This is a genomic window from Pontibacter cellulosilyticus, from assembly GCF_014306105.1.
Taxonomy (GTDB): Bacteria; Bacteroidota; Bacteroidia; order Cytophagales; family Hymenobacteraceae; genus Pontibacter; species Pontibacter cellulosilyticus.
On the sequence record NZ_JACRVF010000005.1, the window covers coordinates 17,266 to 33,982 of the forward strand.

9 protein-coding genes are annotated in these 16,717 nt (G+C 47.1%); 1 reads left to right on the forward strand and 8 read right to left on the reverse strand.

Annotation, left to right across the window (positions count from 1 at the left end; genetic code table 11):
* Positions 1-4 precede the first annotated feature (4 nt).
* The 8 genes from H8S84_RS15610 to H8S84_RS15645 all read right to left on the reverse strand — a co-directional run bounded on the left by H8S84_RS15610 (position 5) and on the right by H8S84_RS15645 (position 8,422).
* Complete coding sequence (locus H8S84_RS15610; protein WP_187068311.1) at positions 5-1,216, reverse strand: glycosyltransferase family 4 protein; 1,212 nt, start codon at positions 1,214-1,216, stop codon at positions 5-7.
* A 7-nt stretch (positions 1,217-1,223) separates the two neighbouring features.
* Complete coding sequence (locus H8S84_RS15615) at positions 1,224-2,000, reverse strand: nucleotidyltransferase family protein (protein WP_187068312.1); 777 nt, start codon at positions 1,998-2,000, stop codon at positions 1,224-1,226.
* Between the two features lie 65 nt (positions 2,001-2,065).
* Positions 2,066-3,418 carry an NAD(P)H-dependent oxidoreductase gene (locus tag H8S84_RS15620; protein ID WP_187068313.1) on the reverse strand — a complete coding sequence of 451 codons (1,353 nt, stop codon included), beginning with the start codon at positions 3,416-3,418 and terminating at the stop codon, positions 2,066-2,068.
* Positions 3,419-3,482: 64 nt separating this feature from the next.
* Positions 3,483-4,028, reverse strand: a complete 546-nt coding sequence (gene rfbC / locus H8S84_RS15625) for a dTDP-4-dehydrorhamnose 3,5-epimerase (RefSeq protein WP_187068314.1) — start codon at positions 4,026-4,028, stop codon at positions 3,483-3,485.
* An 8-nt stretch (positions 4,029-4,036) separates the two neighbouring features.
* Positions 4,037-5,128: an NAD-dependent epimerase/dehydratase family protein gene (locus H8S84_RS15630; protein ID WP_187068315.1), complete on the reverse strand. Its 1,092-nt coding sequence runs from the start codon at positions 5,126-5,128 to the stop codon at positions 4,037-4,039.
* A gap of 46 nt (positions 5,129-5,174) precedes the next feature.
* Complete coding sequence (gene rfbF / locus H8S84_RS15635; RefSeq protein WP_187068316.1) at positions 5,175-5,978, reverse strand: glucose-1-phosphate cytidylyltransferase; 804 nt, start codon at positions 5,976-5,978, stop codon at positions 5,175-5,177.
* 247 nt (positions 5,979-6,225) lie between these two features.
* Complete coding sequence (locus H8S84_RS15640) at positions 6,226-7,038, reverse strand: WecB/TagA/CpsF family glycosyltransferase (protein ID WP_187068317.1); 813 nt, start codon at positions 7,036-7,038, stop codon at positions 6,226-6,228.
* On the reverse strand, positions 7,028-8,422 hold the full coding sequence (locus tag H8S84_RS15645) for an undecaprenyl-phosphate glucose phosphotransferase (RefSeq protein ID WP_187068318.1): 1,395 nt from the start codon (positions 8,420-8,422) through the stop codon (positions 7,028-7,030). Before H8S84_RS15645 ends, H8S84_RS15640 begins: the two co-directional genes overlap by 11 nt.
* A 1,071-nt stretch (positions 8,423-9,493) precedes the next feature.
* Here H8S84_RS15645 and H8S84_RS15650 point away from each other — a divergent pair.
* Positions 9,494-16,714, forward strand: a complete 7,221-nt coding sequence (locus tag H8S84_RS15650; RefSeq protein WP_187068319.1) for a gliding motility-associated C-terminal domain-containing protein — start codon at positions 9,494-9,496, stop codon at positions 16,712-16,714.
* Positions 16,715-16,717 lie beyond the last annotated feature (3 nt).

The following is a 16,717-nucleotide window of genomic DNA, read 5'->3' on the forward strand; positions in this document are numbered from 1 at the left end:
TGCCCTAAAGGCTTGCTTCCGCTGTTAAGGCATCGGAGGCAAGCCTTTTCTTTTGCCCCATGGCAGCCTCGTATACTTTGATTAACAACCTATAATTTACTTCTGGTGTGTAATGCTGCTCATAGGTTCTTCGGGCATTCTGGGCAAGCTCGTGTGCCAGTACAGGGTTTTGTTCCAGCAGCTCTACCTGCTCTGCCAACTCGCCTGGCATTTGTGGGGTATAATGCAAGCCATTGTATCTGTGCTGCACAAGATGGGCTGCACCGCCAATTTTGGCTGCTATAACTGGAGTGCCGGTGGCAAAAGCTTCTACTATGGTCATGCCAAACGTCTCCATCCACTCAGATGGGAATACAAGTGCTCTTGCTTTTTTTAGCACCTCCATTGCCTGCTCTCTTTTCAGAAAACCAAGGTACTCTACTCCCGTGCCGGCTGCTGCATACTCTTCTACCATACTTTGGAGCGGGCCACCACCTATTACTTTGAGCTTAAACTGAGCTTGCTGCTGTGCTTTTAATAGCGTCTCTAGACCCTTCTCCGGCGATAAACGGCCCACATACAGGTAAAAGTCCTCCCTAGTATCATCTCCTATTCCAGGATCTTCGCTAAAATTTGGTTTTACCATTAGCTGCTCCGGCCTTGGCTGTAGCGATGAGTTCAGGAAAAGATCGGCTGCGCCAGGTGTGAGCACAATAAATTTAGAGACTTTGTTGCGCCAGGTACCAAGTACCTTATGCACACCTGTTGCCAATACTGACGATGCTGTTTGTAAAGCAGAATCACGGTATACCTTCTTCCTGATTGCATTTATCGGAAAAACATGCTGAATATTCTCTAGCTGTACTTGTCCGTTGTAGTGCAGATAGCGGCTCGGGCAAATCAGCCGGTAGTTGTGCAGCGTCATCACGACGGGTACTTTATACTTCTGGCACACATAAAACACAGCCGGCGATAATAGTGGGAAGAAATTGTGCACGTGCACCACATCAGGTTTAAAAGCCTTTAGCTCTCTTTCCACGATTTTAGCACTTCTTGGATTGTATACTACTCCAAGGGCAGCTTCCAGTTTCTGATTTATACTTTTTACTTCCTTGTTAGAAAATGTTAGCCGGCGAACCTCATGCCCATGCTCCTCCAGCAGGTTTGATTCCGCAAAAAACACAGTGTCTTCTCCGCCTGCCTCTTTGTAATGATTGTGTATGATTAGGATGCGCATGGTTTGATCAAGTATACTTTATGATTGCTTTTCTGAGGTCTTCGGGTGTTCCGATATCAAGGCAGCTGTCTTTGCTAAACTGTACGCCCTGCACCCTTAAACCGTTTTTTATAGCTGCCTGTAAAACGGCGCCTATACTTAGTTCTTTGCCACTTGTACTTATACTTTCCTGTATTTGCTGCAGATAAGCATGCATAAAGGCTGTAAACGACGGTGACCAGCAGGCAAACGCCCAGGCATAAATTGATTTAGATTGATGTGGCTTCGGATAAACGTTGGCTATACTTCCGTCAGAATGTAATTCCACTACATCCCACTTATCAGGATTATCTACTTCAAACACACCCAGCACTACATCGGCTTCTGTTTCTGCCTGTTTAGCAACCAGGTGAGCAAAGGCACCTGGCTCAGCCAGGAGTATGTCCGGGAACCCAAACAGCACCAGCTTATCCTTCACAAACGTATATGCCTGATCTGCTGAGTAAGGAGCTCCAAAGGGTAGCCCCATCAGCATGTAAGCTATATTTAGGCTGTAGCTGCTTCCGTCGCCGAAATAAGCTGGTATGTCCCATTTGCCGCTGCGAAGTATAAAGTATAGCTGCTCTGCACCGCCTGCGGCCATTTGCTCTACCAGGTAGGCTGCAGCTACTTTAGGATGACCTATAATTTCCCCTTCACTCCCAAAGCCAATCGGGTAAAGCTCTTTGCTAAACGGCAAGGGCTGCAGACGTGTGGCTAAGCCCGCGGCAGGTATAAGTCCAACAATAGGCAGCGGTGTGTCCATGTTAAAATAATCGCGCACCGCAACTCAAAAGCTACGATGCGCGAACTTTATACTTTAGTTTCTACTTAAGCTGATGTTGTGGCTGCAGCCTCTGGTTTGGCAGCATTTTGTGCTGCCGCATTCATACCAAAGTATTCGGCCTGTTCCTGGCGCAGCTTGTCAACCAATCGGCCTTCTGGCAGTATTACATCGTTATAGGTCAGAACCTGGTCTTTCGGGATGTCGCGTTTCATCACACAACCTTCTGCCACACCAATCGGCAACAGATTTTCTGCGGCTGTCGTGTCGGCGTTCTCACACAGGCCATAGGTCATATAATGGCCAATGCCATCCAGCACCTGCCCTGCCTTCAAATCTGTTTTAGCAGTAGCAACTACCTCTACATAAGGCTTACCAATTGGCGCAAGGGCTGCATCGTTAAACAATACGGCTCTGGCTACAGTACTTGGCACCTCGAAGTGGCACAGGTGATATGGCGTGTAGAATAAGTAAAGTGGTCCCTCGCCCAGCTTGTACAGGTTCAGGTAGTGCTGCTGTGAAGGATGATCGTGTGTGCCTAATACAAACACACCCGGACCTGGCTCTGCACCTACTACGTAGTCTACAATGCCCGGACCTTCCATTACATCCTCCAGCGGATACAGATTATGAACACAGTCTTTCAGAGAGGTTCCGCTCAGTACCGTAGGGCCGTGCATGCCACGCTTGGCTACACGCATTCCGGTACCGTTTGCCACAATAGCCTGCTCGAACGAAATCTTACTGCCATCTGCAAAAGAAGTTACCATAGATGGGTTCTGTCCCCATTTCTTCGCGAAGCCCTCCTGAGTGGTTGGGTTACGGTAAGGGTCGTGGAGGCCTTTGATGTTACCGCACACTACCGGTTTAACGCCGAGACCTTTCACAAAGCGAACCAGGTTCATGATCACGCCTGGCTGGTCGCCATCAGCGTTTGTGAAGATGACACCGGCTTTGTCAGCGTATACTTTCAGGATCGGACCTACCGTACCGTCAACCTCAGCATTCATCATAATGATGTGCTTACCGTTCTGGATAGCGCGCATGGCCACGTTTGTACCAAACTCCACTGCACCGGTTACTTCTATAATAGCGTCAATGCCTTCGGCCTCGCAAAGCAGCATGGCATCGTCGGTAATGCTATACTTGCCCTGGCGGATGTTCTCCTCCAGCTGCGCAACTGTGCTTACCTCCTGCACTTCTTGCACATCGGCTTCAGTATAGGCTTGTTTCGCCTTTTCTGTTTTACGGTTAGAGATGGCAACCAACTCCATGCCTTGTACATACTTACAGATCTGCAGCGCAATGCCACGGCCCATAAACCCGGCACCAACCATAGCTACTTTAATCGGGTTGCCTTCGGCATGGCGTTTAGCAAGGGCGTTATCAACTAATATCATTTTATACTTTAGATTTTTAGGTTTAAGAGAAGAAAGCTGCCGGCATAAAACCAGCAGCTTTCCATTATACTTGTGTCAGCGCATTCTCGAAATCCGGGTGCGCCTGGTCTTTTTCTGAGATCACAACCGGCTCCATTGGCCATTGAATATTAAAAGCAGGATCGTTCCAGCGGATGCCGCGCTCCGAGCCCGGTGTGTAGAATTGAGTTACCTGGTATGTCACGTCCGTATTATCCTCTAAAGTGATAAAGCCGTGAGCAAAACCTTCAGGCACAAACAACATGCGGTAGTTATCAGCAGTAAGCTCTACTCCTATCCATTGTTTGTACGTTTCAGAATCTTCGCGCATATCAATGATCACGTCATAAATAGCGCCGCGCGTGCAACGTACCAACTTTGTTTCTTCGTAAGGCGAATTTTGCATGTGCATACCTCGTAATGTGCCTTTCTTTTTATTATAGGAAACGTTGGTTTGCTTGATACCCGTAGTCAGGCCTAGCTCTTCAAATTCATTTTCGCAGTAAGAACGTCCGAAAAAGCCACGCTCATCCTCCAGTCGCTTTACATCTATAATATAGGCGCCTTTTAGTTTAGTCTCTGTAAATATCATAAGTTGTTTTATGCAGTTTGTAACTCCGATTCTTTGCTAGATGCCTTGGCAGTCTGGTGTGCCCACTGCAGCTGATCGTTGATTCTTTCAGTTTCCTGCAGGCTGGTTAGTACTTTCAGGCGCATCAGGAGTGAGTTTCTGAAGTCTCCGTCTTTAAACTCCATCTCCATCAAACCGTCGCGCAACTCCTGGATGGCTTCTTTAAGCGAATATTGCGGCTGATGGTTTGGTGCAAGCTGCTTGTACAGGTCAAAATTCACGCGGTAAGAACGTTTATCCGGAGCGGCATCGCGATTTATACTTACCGCTGTACCCGGAATTACATCGGCCACAGCCTCAGCCAGTTCATGCACCTGGTAGTTCCATTCATTTGAGCCTGTGTTCACTGCCAGGAAGTCGCCTCCGTTATTGGCTTCTCTTGTAACAGCCCATTCAATAGCGCGTGCCATGTCTCTTACGTGTATCAGTGGTCGCCAAGGCGTACCGTCGCTAAGTATGTTTATCTTGCCTGTTGCCACGGCTCCAGCCACAAAATCATTCAGCACCAGGTCAAGGCGCAGTCTATTGCTCATGCCGCAGGCTGTTGCAAATCGCAGGCAGGTAACTGTAAAACCATCGCCGGCCAATGGCTCCAGCTCTTTCTCTGTAAATACTTTAGAGCGGGCATAGGCTGTAAGCGGGTTAAGCTCCGAATCTTCCGTTTTGGCCTTTTCAGAGGCGGCCCCGTACATGCTGCAACTAGAGGCAAACACAAAGTTGCTTACTCCTGCTTCTTTCGCCAGTTTGGCTATTCTTATACTTGACTTGTAGTTTACGTCCAGTGTTATATCTTCAAAACGGGTGCCCATCGGGTCATTGGAAATGGCAGCCAGGTGCACCACAGCGTCAATACCCATTAGTGTACTGGCTGTGATCTCTCTTACATCTCCAAACAGCTGTATGTCCAGTTTGCTTTCCGGCAGCACAGGCGCGTTTGTAAGGCAAGAGGCGAAGTAGGCCATGTCGTAGCCGATCAGTGTGGCGTTAGGATATGCCTTGCGCAGCTGGTCAACCACACCGGGCCCTACATACCCCATATTTCCGGTTATAAGAATTCTCATAGTGTAAAGTGTTGGTTAAAGGGTTGGGTTTAGTTTTCGGAGTAGATCAATTGATGGCCTTAGACAGCATCTTTTGCCAAACATTCCATGGGGCCTGGTTCTTCTGCCACAGCTCTTCCAGCACATGTTTGTCGCGAAGTGTATCCATCGGCTGCCAGAAGCCAGTATGGCGGTAAGCTGATAGTTCTCCTTCTTCGGCCAATCTTTCCATTGGTCCTCTCTCCCAGATAGTGCTATCATCCTCAATGTAGTCGATTACACCTGGCTCCAGCACAAAGAAACCACCGTTGATCCAAGGCATATCGCCTCCTGTAGGTTTCTCTTTAAACTGGTTTATCTTGGTTACGCCTGAAGAAAGGTTAAAAGCTCCGAAACGGCCAGGCTGCTGCACAGCTGTTAATGTAGCCATGGTTCCCTGTTGCTTATGGAAATTGATGAGTTCTGTAATGTCTACATCGCTAACGCCGTCGCCATATGTCAAGCAGAACGTGTCATTGCCAATGTAGTCGCGCACGCGCTTCAGGCGGCCGCCCGTCATGGTTCCTTCCCCTGTATCTACCAAGGTAACTCTCCATGATTCTGTATTATTCTGATGCACCTCCATGCTGTTTTTGCGCATGTCAAAGGTAACATCTGAGTTATAGAGGCAATAATTAGCAAAATATTCTTTAATGATATGGCCTTTGTATCCGCAGCAGATCACGAAATCATTGATGCCATGGTGCGAATAGATTTTCATGATGTGCCATAAGATTGGCTTTCCGCCTATTTCTACCATTGGCTTTGGACGCACACCGCTTTCTTCACTTATTCTGGTTCCGTAGCCACCTGCTAGTATAACTGCTTTCATTGCTATAAGGGTTTAGGTTAATGTATGAACACTGGATCAGCGTATAATTGCACTCTTTTGATTGGGTGTTTTTTGATTGATACGGGAATAGCTATATTTTGATGTTTAACAGGCTAACTTTTTAGCCAAAACTTATTCAACTTAAATTTAAAGCCAGCTCTTGGCTTGGCTAAAATTTATTTAATGCGGTAAGCTTAAATTTTAGATAAAGTAAGTGCCTGAAAAGTATACTTTAGAGCCGGCTACTCTAAAGTGATCTTTGAATCTGCTTTTGTGAAAACAGTTTTAGCGTTAGAAGTATAAACATGCTGTTTGTTACAAGATATCGCTTCCAGAGGCGGCGCGGCTCCTGCCATAATCTGTACGTCCACTCCAACGACAGGTTTCTGGCCCACTTTGGCAGACGTTTCTCCAGATCAGCATAAGTCATGTATGCCTGGCCTACACCCAGCATGCAAGCCTTTACCTTGCCTTTATGCTCTGCCATCCAACGTTCCTGTTTCGGACAACCCAGCGCCACAAACACCAGGTCCGGGTTTGCCTCATTGATCATGTTGACAATGGCGGTATCTTCTATGTGAGTTAGCTTCCGGAAAGGGGGAGAATAATGGCCAGCAATTTTGAGCTCCGGTAATTCATGTTTGGCTTTTGCCACTACAGCCTCTAAAACCTGGTCGGTGGAGCCATAGAAGTACACTGACTTACCACGTGCAGCTGCCTCCTGCAACAACCGGGGCAGTACGTCCATGCCTGCCACCCGGTCTTGCTCCTGCCCATACATTAGTTTCATCAGCTTGGAAAGGGGCCCTCCGTCGGGAGTGGCCACGTCAGCGTTATTTAACAACTCGTTAAACTCCTTGTCGCGGTAGGCCTCTACCAGCATGTGCGCATTCGCGAAACATACATAAGAGGAGGCTTTGTTTTCCGTTAACCAGAAAATGTGGTTAATGAAGTCGTTGAACGAGCCAGCTGAAATAAGAGAGGTAATTAACTTGCGCTTCTCCTTTAAGGGTGGTTCAGCTGTGTAGGTAGTAGGTTCGGTTATATTACTAGTAAGCATTTTTCTCGCCTTTAATCATATTCCAGACTGTCAGAAAAATTATTTTCATATCCATCATAAAGCTCCAGTTCTCCATATATTGTACATCGTACTCTATACGTTTTTCCATCAGGCGCAGCTCCTTTGTTTCGCCTCTATATCCGCTTACCTGCGCATAGCCGGTAATGCCAGGGGTAACAAAGTGGCGCATTTTATACTTCGAAATTACTTTTGAGTAGTGGTCTAACTGCGACACCAGGTTAGGGCGCGGACCAACTACCGACATATCGCCGAGCAGCACGTTAAAGAACTGCGGCAGTTCATCAAGATTAGTCTTACGTAAGAAACGGCCTACGCGGGTAATTCTTGGGTCATTTTTTGTTGCCTGTAGCTCTGTGTTATTATTCACATGCATGGTTCTGAACTTGTAACACACAAACAATCTGTTCTTTTTGCCCGGACGAAGCTGCTTAAAGAAAACCGGACCGTTAGACTCAATTTTGATAGCCAAAGCGATCAGCGGCATCAGCCAAGGGAAGATGAGCAGCGATACTGCCAGTGAAAATGCCACATCAAAAGCACGCTTCACAACCCTGTTAGACGCCAACTCAAGTGGTTCTTTGCGAATGCTCAGCATTGGCACGTTGTGATAGAAGTACATATTCACGTCGCGCTGCACAATGGCGCTAAAATCCGGCACAATACGGAAGTATACGAAGTTGTCATCGGCAAACTGCGACAGATCATCCAGCTGTTCGCGATCAGTCAGGGGCAAAGTATAGTATACTTCGTCAATGCTGTGTTGCAGGCAATAGTCTTTCAGATCGGCTATGCCTCCCTGTACCTGGCTGTAATATGGGTTTAGGGTATCCGGGTTATCCTCAAAGAAACCCATGAACTTCGTGCCTAGGTTCTCGTTATTGTTCAGCGTCTGGTAAAGCGACATTCCTGCCTGGCCTGCCCCTACTATAACATATCTTGTATGCGCAACATCTGATTTAGTGAAGTACCCGAACAGTTGCTGCATCAGCAGTCTGCTTATGGTTATCAATAAAGCTGTAGAGATATAAGTATAAAGCAGCAACAATCGTGAAAGCTGCTCCAAGTTGAAGACTACAATACAGCTTGCTAGTATAAAGGCATGTAAAATGAATGAGTTGATCAGGTTGGCTAATTTCTTTTCGCAGGAGAAAAGGCCATCTATCCTGAAGATGAAGTTAGAGAAGCCTGACACAATCCACCAAACCAGTGCAAATAACACAAAGAAAACACTGTACTGGTAATCGAAATCAAGACTACCATACCTGAAAAGGTTTGAAATCTTAAAAGCAAAGGTAATGAGGGTGATATCCAGTATTAACAGCAGTACCCTGTTAAAACTGTAGTAGTGGCGGTATTTATTCATGGTTAAGCCTGTAATTTTGCTATCATACTAAAAGAAACTTTGTTTCATACTATCTGCACTTAGCCAATATCTTAGTCTCTCCCCAACTTTCATTGCATGTTTTGCACATGTCTTTTAAGTTAATAATCAGGAATATTAAAAATGTTATATATTCTAATTAACTACCAAGGAATCATTCAGAACATAGGCATTGGCTATGTTTAGATAACTTACAACCTAAATTACGGCGGATGGAAATCGAAAGTTTATAATTTTGCCAATATTCATTAAAAAAACTTTATTTTATAATATTGCAAAATAACCATACTTATATATTCTAATTGTAGCCATTTATCGCAATTTTATTATAATTAGTTCAATTACGCTTGTTTAAACAGCTTCTGACATAGCAAAACAACAATTGCATTTTTCAGAAACACACCTTTACTTCACCTGCTCCTGCGAACAATACCACCTCATTTAGTAACCAAAGTTTAGATCAACTTCTGAAAATTATCAAGCTCTAGTAGTTATATTAAATTTATCCTATGTATTTATACTCCATAATTATTCACCAATGCCAAAGCATATTTATCATATAATAATACAATTCCTATAGCTGCAAATTTTGTTAAGTGTAACACTTCTGCACATAATTATATCTGTGATCAAAAAAAAATTAAAATAGACAAACAATTATGAACTAATTCCCCATATTTGTAATTCTACGAAAACATTAAATATTAACACATTACACATAGTTATCAACTTAATGTTTTGACAGCGCTGCATTTCAAGCAGCGACATTGAACCAATTACCGAAATCAGTAAGCTTTTATAATTACAATTTATATGTCATACTACTACTCCAATCTCTTATTGCACATTAGCGCTAAAAGCCAAGGCAGTTAAAGAATCTCCTAAATACGATGGGCGTTGTTTGCAGTAATGCTGCCATACATACTCCAGCACGCCTTATATCTCTGCTACCAACGCTACTGCTGTCTTAGAACAGTTACCCAAGCTATTGAGTGAGCAATGCACTCAAACCAAACGCTTAACTATAACAGCAAACTTTTTCAGCTTTTAGCCATGAAGCCATTATTAGTCAGCTTTTTGCTGCCTCTTCTCTTTGCACTGAACGGACTCTGGGAGTCTCCGGCCACAGTTTCAGATTGTAAGCCAATTATAACTTTTTCGGGATCAAATAGTCTCTGCACCTCCAGTTCGGTTATACTTACAGCAAGTGAGGCAAGCTCTTATGCGTGGTCTAACGGTGCCACCACCCGTTCAATCACTGTTATAGAACCCGGAGCTTACTGGGTAAAAACCACTAACGCAAATGGTTGTGAGGGCACTTCCGAAAGTATAACCATTGCAGGTAAGCCAGATGCCAGCATTGCCGATCCTGTCAATTTCTTTACGTACTGCAGTTACTCAGGCAATCAGTCATCATTTAGCCTTACCGTAGAAAATATCTCTACTACAAAAAGCACCAACGCCAGCTACAAAATTAATTGGGGCGATGGCAGCACGACCACACTCGGAAAGGACTTTGAAACAGCCGATCATACTTATACTTCGGCCGGATCTTTTAATTTAGAGGTAACCGTAACAGGAGATAACGGATGCGTTAGCAAAAAAACGGAGCGGGTATTTATTGGAAGTAATCCCAGCCTTGGCCTTGCCAGCCGCGGCAACACCAACGACTGTGCTCCTGCTACTTTTACCTTCGATATTCTAAATACAGAAGGCAACTCGCCACAAACCATTTATACTTTCCAGTTTGACGATGGCAGTGCGCCGTTGCGCTTTACGCACGCCAACTTGCCTAAAACAATTGAGCATACCTTTACAGAATCGTCTAAAGGAAAATCACTTAATTCCTTTACCTTATCGGCTACTGCCGAGAACCCCTGTGGTATAACCCCAGCTACAGTAGGTGGTATAAAAATCTCTAAAGGTCCGGACGCAGATTTAGGTGTTGAAAAAACGATTGGCTGCGTGGATGAGCCCATAAAACTGACAGACCAAACCATTAGCGGTTTCAACGCTAATTCGACAAACCCAAATGCAACGGCTACTTACTCAGTGCAATGGAAGATATTACCGGACACTGGCTGGGAGTTTGTATCCGGAACATTTAAATCATCAAACCCAGCAGTAAAGTTTACAAAGCCCGGCGACTACACTATCCGAATTATCTCTACGCCAACAGGATCGGGTACTAAGTGTGCTGCAGACTCTTCGCAGAAGGTTATCAAGATCAACGCCCTGCCAGAAGCCAAATTTAAACTGAACGGCAGCAGCAACTGCGCTCCGGCAACTTTTACTGCTACAAATTCCTCTACAGGAGACGACCTGCAGTATGTATGGCAGGTAACACCAGCCACAGGCTGGGCTTATGCAAATGGTAAAAATGCCGGCTCTAAGGATGCGGCTTTTACATTCAGCAAAGCAGGGAAGTATGTGGTATTACTTACGGCCAGCAACAACTGTAAAACCAGCCTGAAAGACACGACCATCACCATACAGGAAAAGCCAATAGTTACCCTGCCGGCACAGCAGACGTATTGTGGTCCGCAAAGTATAAACTTTAGTGCTGACAACGCAAAACATGCGCCTGCATATGATAACCGGGAGTCTGCTATTACAGGATACACTTGGCAGGTTACCGGCCCTGGAAGTATAGCTTATGAAAACAATACTACCCAACGTTCGGCTAATCCATCTATCAGATTCACTACACCCGGCGACTATGAGGTAAGCGTAGTGGCGACCAATGCCTGCGGCGATTCAGAACATGCAGTCCAGCAGATCAGAATAAATGCGCTGCCGGAGTTAGTGGCAAGCTCACCGAAGCAGGAGGTCTGCCTCGGCGAAAGCACAACCATCAGTGTAACAGGTGCCGATACCTATACCTGGGCTCCTGCTACAGGGCTTAGTGCAACCACCGGCAATAGCGTTACTGCAAAACCAACTGAAACTACAACCTATACTATTACAGGCACCAACAGCAGCACCGGCTGTACCAGCACTACCACATATACGGTAGTGGTAAATCCATTACCAGTTGTTACAGTGGCTGCTGATAAAGCCGCTATCTGTCAGGGGCAGGATGAAGCCACACTTACAGCAAGCGGTGCAGATACGTATACCTGGTCGCCGGCTACAGGCCTGAGCGCCACTGCGGGAGCATCTGTTACAGCCTCTCCTGCTGCCACTACAACTTATACAGTTACCGGCTACAATGCCCAAACAGGTTGCGCTACCTCTAAAACGGTAACAGTAACGGTAAACCCGCTGCCACAGGTAAATGCCGGTGCTGATATTAGTGTTTGCAACAACCCTGTGCCTACCAAACTTACCGGCTCTCCGGCTGGCGGTGTATGGTCTGGTGCAAACGTAGCAGCCGACGGTAATTTTACACCTCCATCAGAAACAGGCAAGTATGAACTGACCTATACTTACACCAATAGCCTTGGCTGTGTTAATTCCGATAAGATGGTGGTTACCGTAGATCAGGCTCCGGTAGCTGATGCAGGTGAGGATAAGGTAGTTTGCCTGAACTCTGGCAGCTTTAACCTGACGGCTTCGCCGGCTGCCGGCACCTGGTCTGGTTCGCATGTAACGGCATCGGGTACATTTACACCTGCTGCGGTAGGTACTTTTACGCTTACTTATACGTATGGCACCGGCAGCTGCCGCACTACAGACCAGGTTCAGGTAACGGTAAACGCTCTGCCAACTGCACCGGTAGCATCAGGCACCACGATCTGCCCTGGCTTCAGTACCACACTCCAGGTACAGAACCCAACCGGGACGCTGGTATGGTATGATGCAGCAACAGGCGGTAAAAAAGTAGGCGAAGGCGAAAGCTTTACGACTCCTGTCCTGGATAAAACGACTACATACTATGTAGAGACAACCATACCAGGTGGTTGTACCAGCCCACGTCGCGCGTTAGAAGTAACGGTTCGCCCGGCCACTCCTGCCCCGGTTGTGCAGCCGGTTATACTTTGCGGTACCGGCAACAAAGCCATACTTGTAGCAGAAGGCAACGCCACAAGCTACCAATGGTTCGAGACAGCCACAAGCACAAAAATCATTTCTTCGGAAAGAACCTTTGACGCAGGCGTTGTAAACAGCAGCAGATCATACTTTGTGCAGGCCATAATTGATGGCTGTATCAGCCCAAGAACAGAGGCCAAAGTAGAAGTTTATCCTGTGTTAAGCAACAATACATTAACAGGTGTACCAACTATCTGTGCCGGTCAGAAGCCTGCAAGTATACTTGGCTCTACTCCTGCAGGCGGAAATGCAGTTTATACTTATGAGTGGGAAAGCAGCATTGAAAGTGCTACAGCAGGCTTTACAAAGATCAACGGAGCTACGCAGAAGGACTATGCACCAAATGTATTAACGAGAACTACCTGGTTCAGAAGAACGGTTAAATCTGCCAGCTGCACCAGCACATCCCCTGCCGTTGAGGTTAAAGTAACTCTGGTTATTTCTAACAACTCTGTAAAGACAAGCACCAACACCATCATCTGCGAAAACAGCGTAGGCGATGAGATTACAGGCTCGCAGCCGGAAGGTGGCAGCGGAACTTATACTTACCTGTGGGAGATCAGCACAGCAGGTGCAGAGGGACCTTACAGAGCCGCAACAGGCACTAATGATCAGCAAAATTATAGTCCCGGCGCACTTGCTGTAACTACCTGGTTCAGGCGTGTGATTACATCCGGCACCTGCGAAAACCATTACAGCCAGCCGGTAAAAATTACGGTTTACAAGCCGATCACGAACAATAGCATTTCAGGAGAATCAACTATCTGCGAAGCAGAGACTCCTGCCGTACTTCAGGGTTCACAGCCTGCTGAGGGCAACGGCAATTACATTTATCGTTGGGATATGAGCCACGACGGCACTAATTTCCAGACTGCGATTGGCGACAATAACGGTATTAACTATGCAACAGGCCCTTTGACGGCTACCACCTGGTTCAGACGTGTGGTAAGCGGCGGCCCGTGCGGTACTAATATCAGTAACCTAGTTAAAGTAACAGTTAACCCGCGCATCCAAAACAACAGCATCACAGCGGTTGCCTCCATCTGTAGCGGACAGCAGGCACCTGTGCTTAACCCGACGGCAACTATTGAGGGCGGAAACGGCACTTATACTTACAAGTGGCTTTACAGCACCAGCGGTGCAAACGGCAACTATACAGCCGCACCTGGCAACAACACAGCATCAACCTACAATCCGGGTATACTTACCCAGACTACTTGGTACAAGCGCGAGGTTACTTCAGGAGCCTGCAGCAGCACATCGGCAGTTGTGGAGGTAACGGTAAATCCTTTGCCTGTTGCGCCTACGGTGAACCCTGTTACGATCTGCGAGAATACCAAAGCAACACTTAGCGTGGTAGCGACAAGCGGAACATACAAATGGTATACTTCGGCTACGGCTACTGATGCAGTACATACAGGCATGAGTTTTACCACTCCTGCACTTGATGCTACTACTAATTATTATGTGGAATCGGTGAGCACGAACGGTTGCGGTAGCCCGCAAAGAGCAGCTGTAAGGGTTACGGTTAACAAAAACATCAGCAGCAACACTATTACGGCACCGGCGCAGCAACCGATCTGCGCAGGCCAAGTACCGGGTATGATCTCTGGTTCGCAGCCGGAAAATGGCAATGGCACTTATACTTTCCGTTGGGAACGCAGCACAACCGGTCCGGATAACGGCTTTACAAGTATAACCGGAGCTACGGCAGCTACCTACCAGCCACAGGCTTTAAGCACAACTACCTGGTTCAGAAGAGTGGTAGTGTCTGGTCCTTGTGCTGAAAGTATAAGCCCTGCGGTGAAGATCGAGGTAGTGCCAGTTATCAGCAACAACAGTATAACTACTGCCCAGACAATTTGCGAAGGCGATGTACCGGCTGCCTTTACAGGCACAACACCGGCAGGTGGCAACGGTACTTATACTTACCTATGGCAAAGCAGCACCGACGGCAGCACCTTTACAGCGGCCACAGGTGTGAACAACACTCAGAATTATACTGCTCCGGCAGCGCTTACGCAGTCTACGTGGTACAGAAGAATTGTTATGTCAGGCCCATGCCAGCAGGATGTAAGTGCAGCGGTTAAAGTAACAGTACAACCGGCTATCACAGGCAACACTCTTACCTCCGGCGACCAGATAATTTGCGCCGGCGCTATTCCGGCAAGTATAACAGGTGCTGCCCCGAAAGGCGGAAACAATATCTATGCTTATACCTGGGAGATCAGCTTAGACGGCACAAGCTTTAGCGAAGCACCGGGCACCAGAACCAATGCCACCTATCAGCCGCAGGCATTGAATCAGACTACCTGGTTCCGCAGAAAAGTTACATCAGGCAGCTGTGAAAGCTATTCTGAAGCCATCAAAGTAACGGTTAACGCTCCTATTGCAGCCAACGAGATTTCAGAAAGTCAGACCATCTGTACCGACACAGCTTCGCTGCCATTAACCGGCTCGCAGCCGACTGGCGGCACAGGCAGCTATACGTATCGTTGGGAGTACTCCACTACAGGCGCTGATGCTACAGACTTTAGAGCAGTGGCATCAAATGGTACAAGTATAAATTATGCTCCTGCTGAGCTTTCTACCACCACCTGGTATAGACGAGTAGTAACTTCTGGTGCCTGCTCTATGCTATCGAATGTAGTGAAGGTGGAAGTAAACCCTGCTATCAGCAAGAACATTGTAACGCTGTCACAGACGATCTATTCGGGACAGGTTCCGGCTCCGCTTACAGGCTCTGCTCCTGCGGGAGGCAACAACACTTATACTTACCTGTGGCAATACAGCGAAAACGGCACCGACTTTATGCCGGCAGCTGCTCTGAATACTGGTAAGAACTATGCACCGGGTGCCCTGAAAAAAGATACCTGGTTTAGAAGAATAGTATACTCAGGTGGTTGTGAGCATGTATCAGAGCCGGTAAAGATCACGGTTACGCCTGCCGTTGGCAATAACAATATACAGGCAGACCAGATCATCTGTTTCGGCAACAAACCTGCTACGCTTACAGGTACCACACCGGCAGGGGGCGAGGGAGATTATACGTTTATCTGGCAGCAGAGCACAGTTGGCCCTGATGCCGGCTGGACAACGGCTACAGGTATAAACAATACGCAAAACTACAACGCTCCGGCGCTGAGCCAGCATACCTGGTACCGCCGCATCGTAATCTCAGGGCCTAATACCAGCACAAGTGACGCGGTGATGATCACAGTGAAGCCTGCCATGAGCAACAACAAAATCAGCACCAGCCAGACCATTTGCTTTAACACGGCCCCGTCAACTATTACGGGTACTTTACCAACCGGAGGTAGCGGCACTTATACTTACCTGTGGGAGATCAGCACCGAAGGACCGGATAAGGGCTTTACTACAGCTCCGGGTGCCAATAACAGGCAAGACTACACCAGCAATCCGCTTACAAAAACGGTATGGCTACGCAGGGTTGTTACTTCTGAGTCGTGTGAGAGGCTGGTGAGTGATGCGGTGAAGATCACGGTTACACCGCTGCCGAAGACTCCAGAGGCGAAAGGCACCATAATATGCGCCGGTGCAAAGGCTACGATTACTGCAGTTAGCGAAGGCGGCAGACTGGAGTGGTTTGCAAGCGCAGCAGGTGGCAACCCGATTGCTATGGGCAGCAGCTATACTACGCCAGTTTTACAGCATACTACTTCTTACTATGTGCAGGAAGTGTCGCAGAGTTGTGCCAGCGAGCGCAGAGAGGTGAAGGTAACAGTACAGGAACCGAATGTAAATGCAGGTCCGGACATGACAGTAGTAAACGGCAGAAGCGTGGAATTACAGGCTACCGGTGGCGTGAAGTATACCTGGTCTCCGGCCGAAACGCTGAGCGATGCTAATGCAGCCAACCCAACAGCTTCTCCGGAAGTGACCACCACTTACACGGTAACAGCAGAAACGGAAGGCGGATGTACATTCACAGACCAGGTTACGGTTACGGTGCTGCCTCACGTGTTTATCCCGAACACCTTTACGCCTAACCGTGACGGTGTAAACGATAATTGGGAGATCCTGAACATCGAGAAGTACCCGAACTGTAAGGTACAGGTGCTTAATCAGTGGGGTGGTCAGGTATTTGTGTCAGAGGGTTACAAACAGCCATGGGATGGACTACAGCAGGGCAAAGAACTGCCAATAGCCACCTACTACTATATCATCCAGTTAGATAGAACAGAAAAACCAATATCCGGTAGCGTTACCATTGTTAAGTAAATC

Coding starts and splice junctions, on each gene's coding strand:
- H8S84_RS15610 (WP_187068311.1), bottom strand. CDS start 1,216: ATGCGCATCCTAATCATACACAATCATTACAAAGAGGCAGGCGGAGAA.
- H8S84_RS15615 (WP_187068312.1), bottom strand. CDS start 2,000: ATGGACACACCGCTGCCTATTGTTGGACTTATACCTGCCGCGGGCTTA.
- H8S84_RS15620 (WP_187068313.1), bottom strand. CDS start 3,418: ATGATATTAGTTGATAACGCCCTTGCTAAACGCCATGCCGAAGGCAAC.
- rfbC (WP_187068314.1), bottom strand. CDS start 4,028: ATGATATTTACAGAGACTAAACTAAAAGGCGCCTATATTATAGATGTA.
- H8S84_RS15630 (WP_187068315.1), bottom strand. CDS start 5,128: ATGAGAATTCTTATAACCGGAAATATGGGGTATGTAGGGCCCGGTGTG.
- rfbF (WP_187068316.1), bottom strand. CDS start 5,978: ATGAAAGCAGTTATACTAGCAGGTGGCTACGGAACCAGAATAAGTGAA.
- H8S84_RS15640 (WP_187068317.1), bottom strand. CDS start 7,038: ATGCTTACTAGTAATATAACCGAACCTACTACCTACACAGCTGAACCA.
- H8S84_RS15645 (WP_187068318.1), bottom strand. CDS start 8,422: ATGAATAAATACCGCCACTACTACAGTTTTAACAGGGTACTGCTGTTA.
- H8S84_RS15650 (WP_187068319.1), top strand. CDS start 9,494: ATGAAGCCATTATTAGTCAGCTTTTTGCTGCCTCTTCTCTTTGCACTG.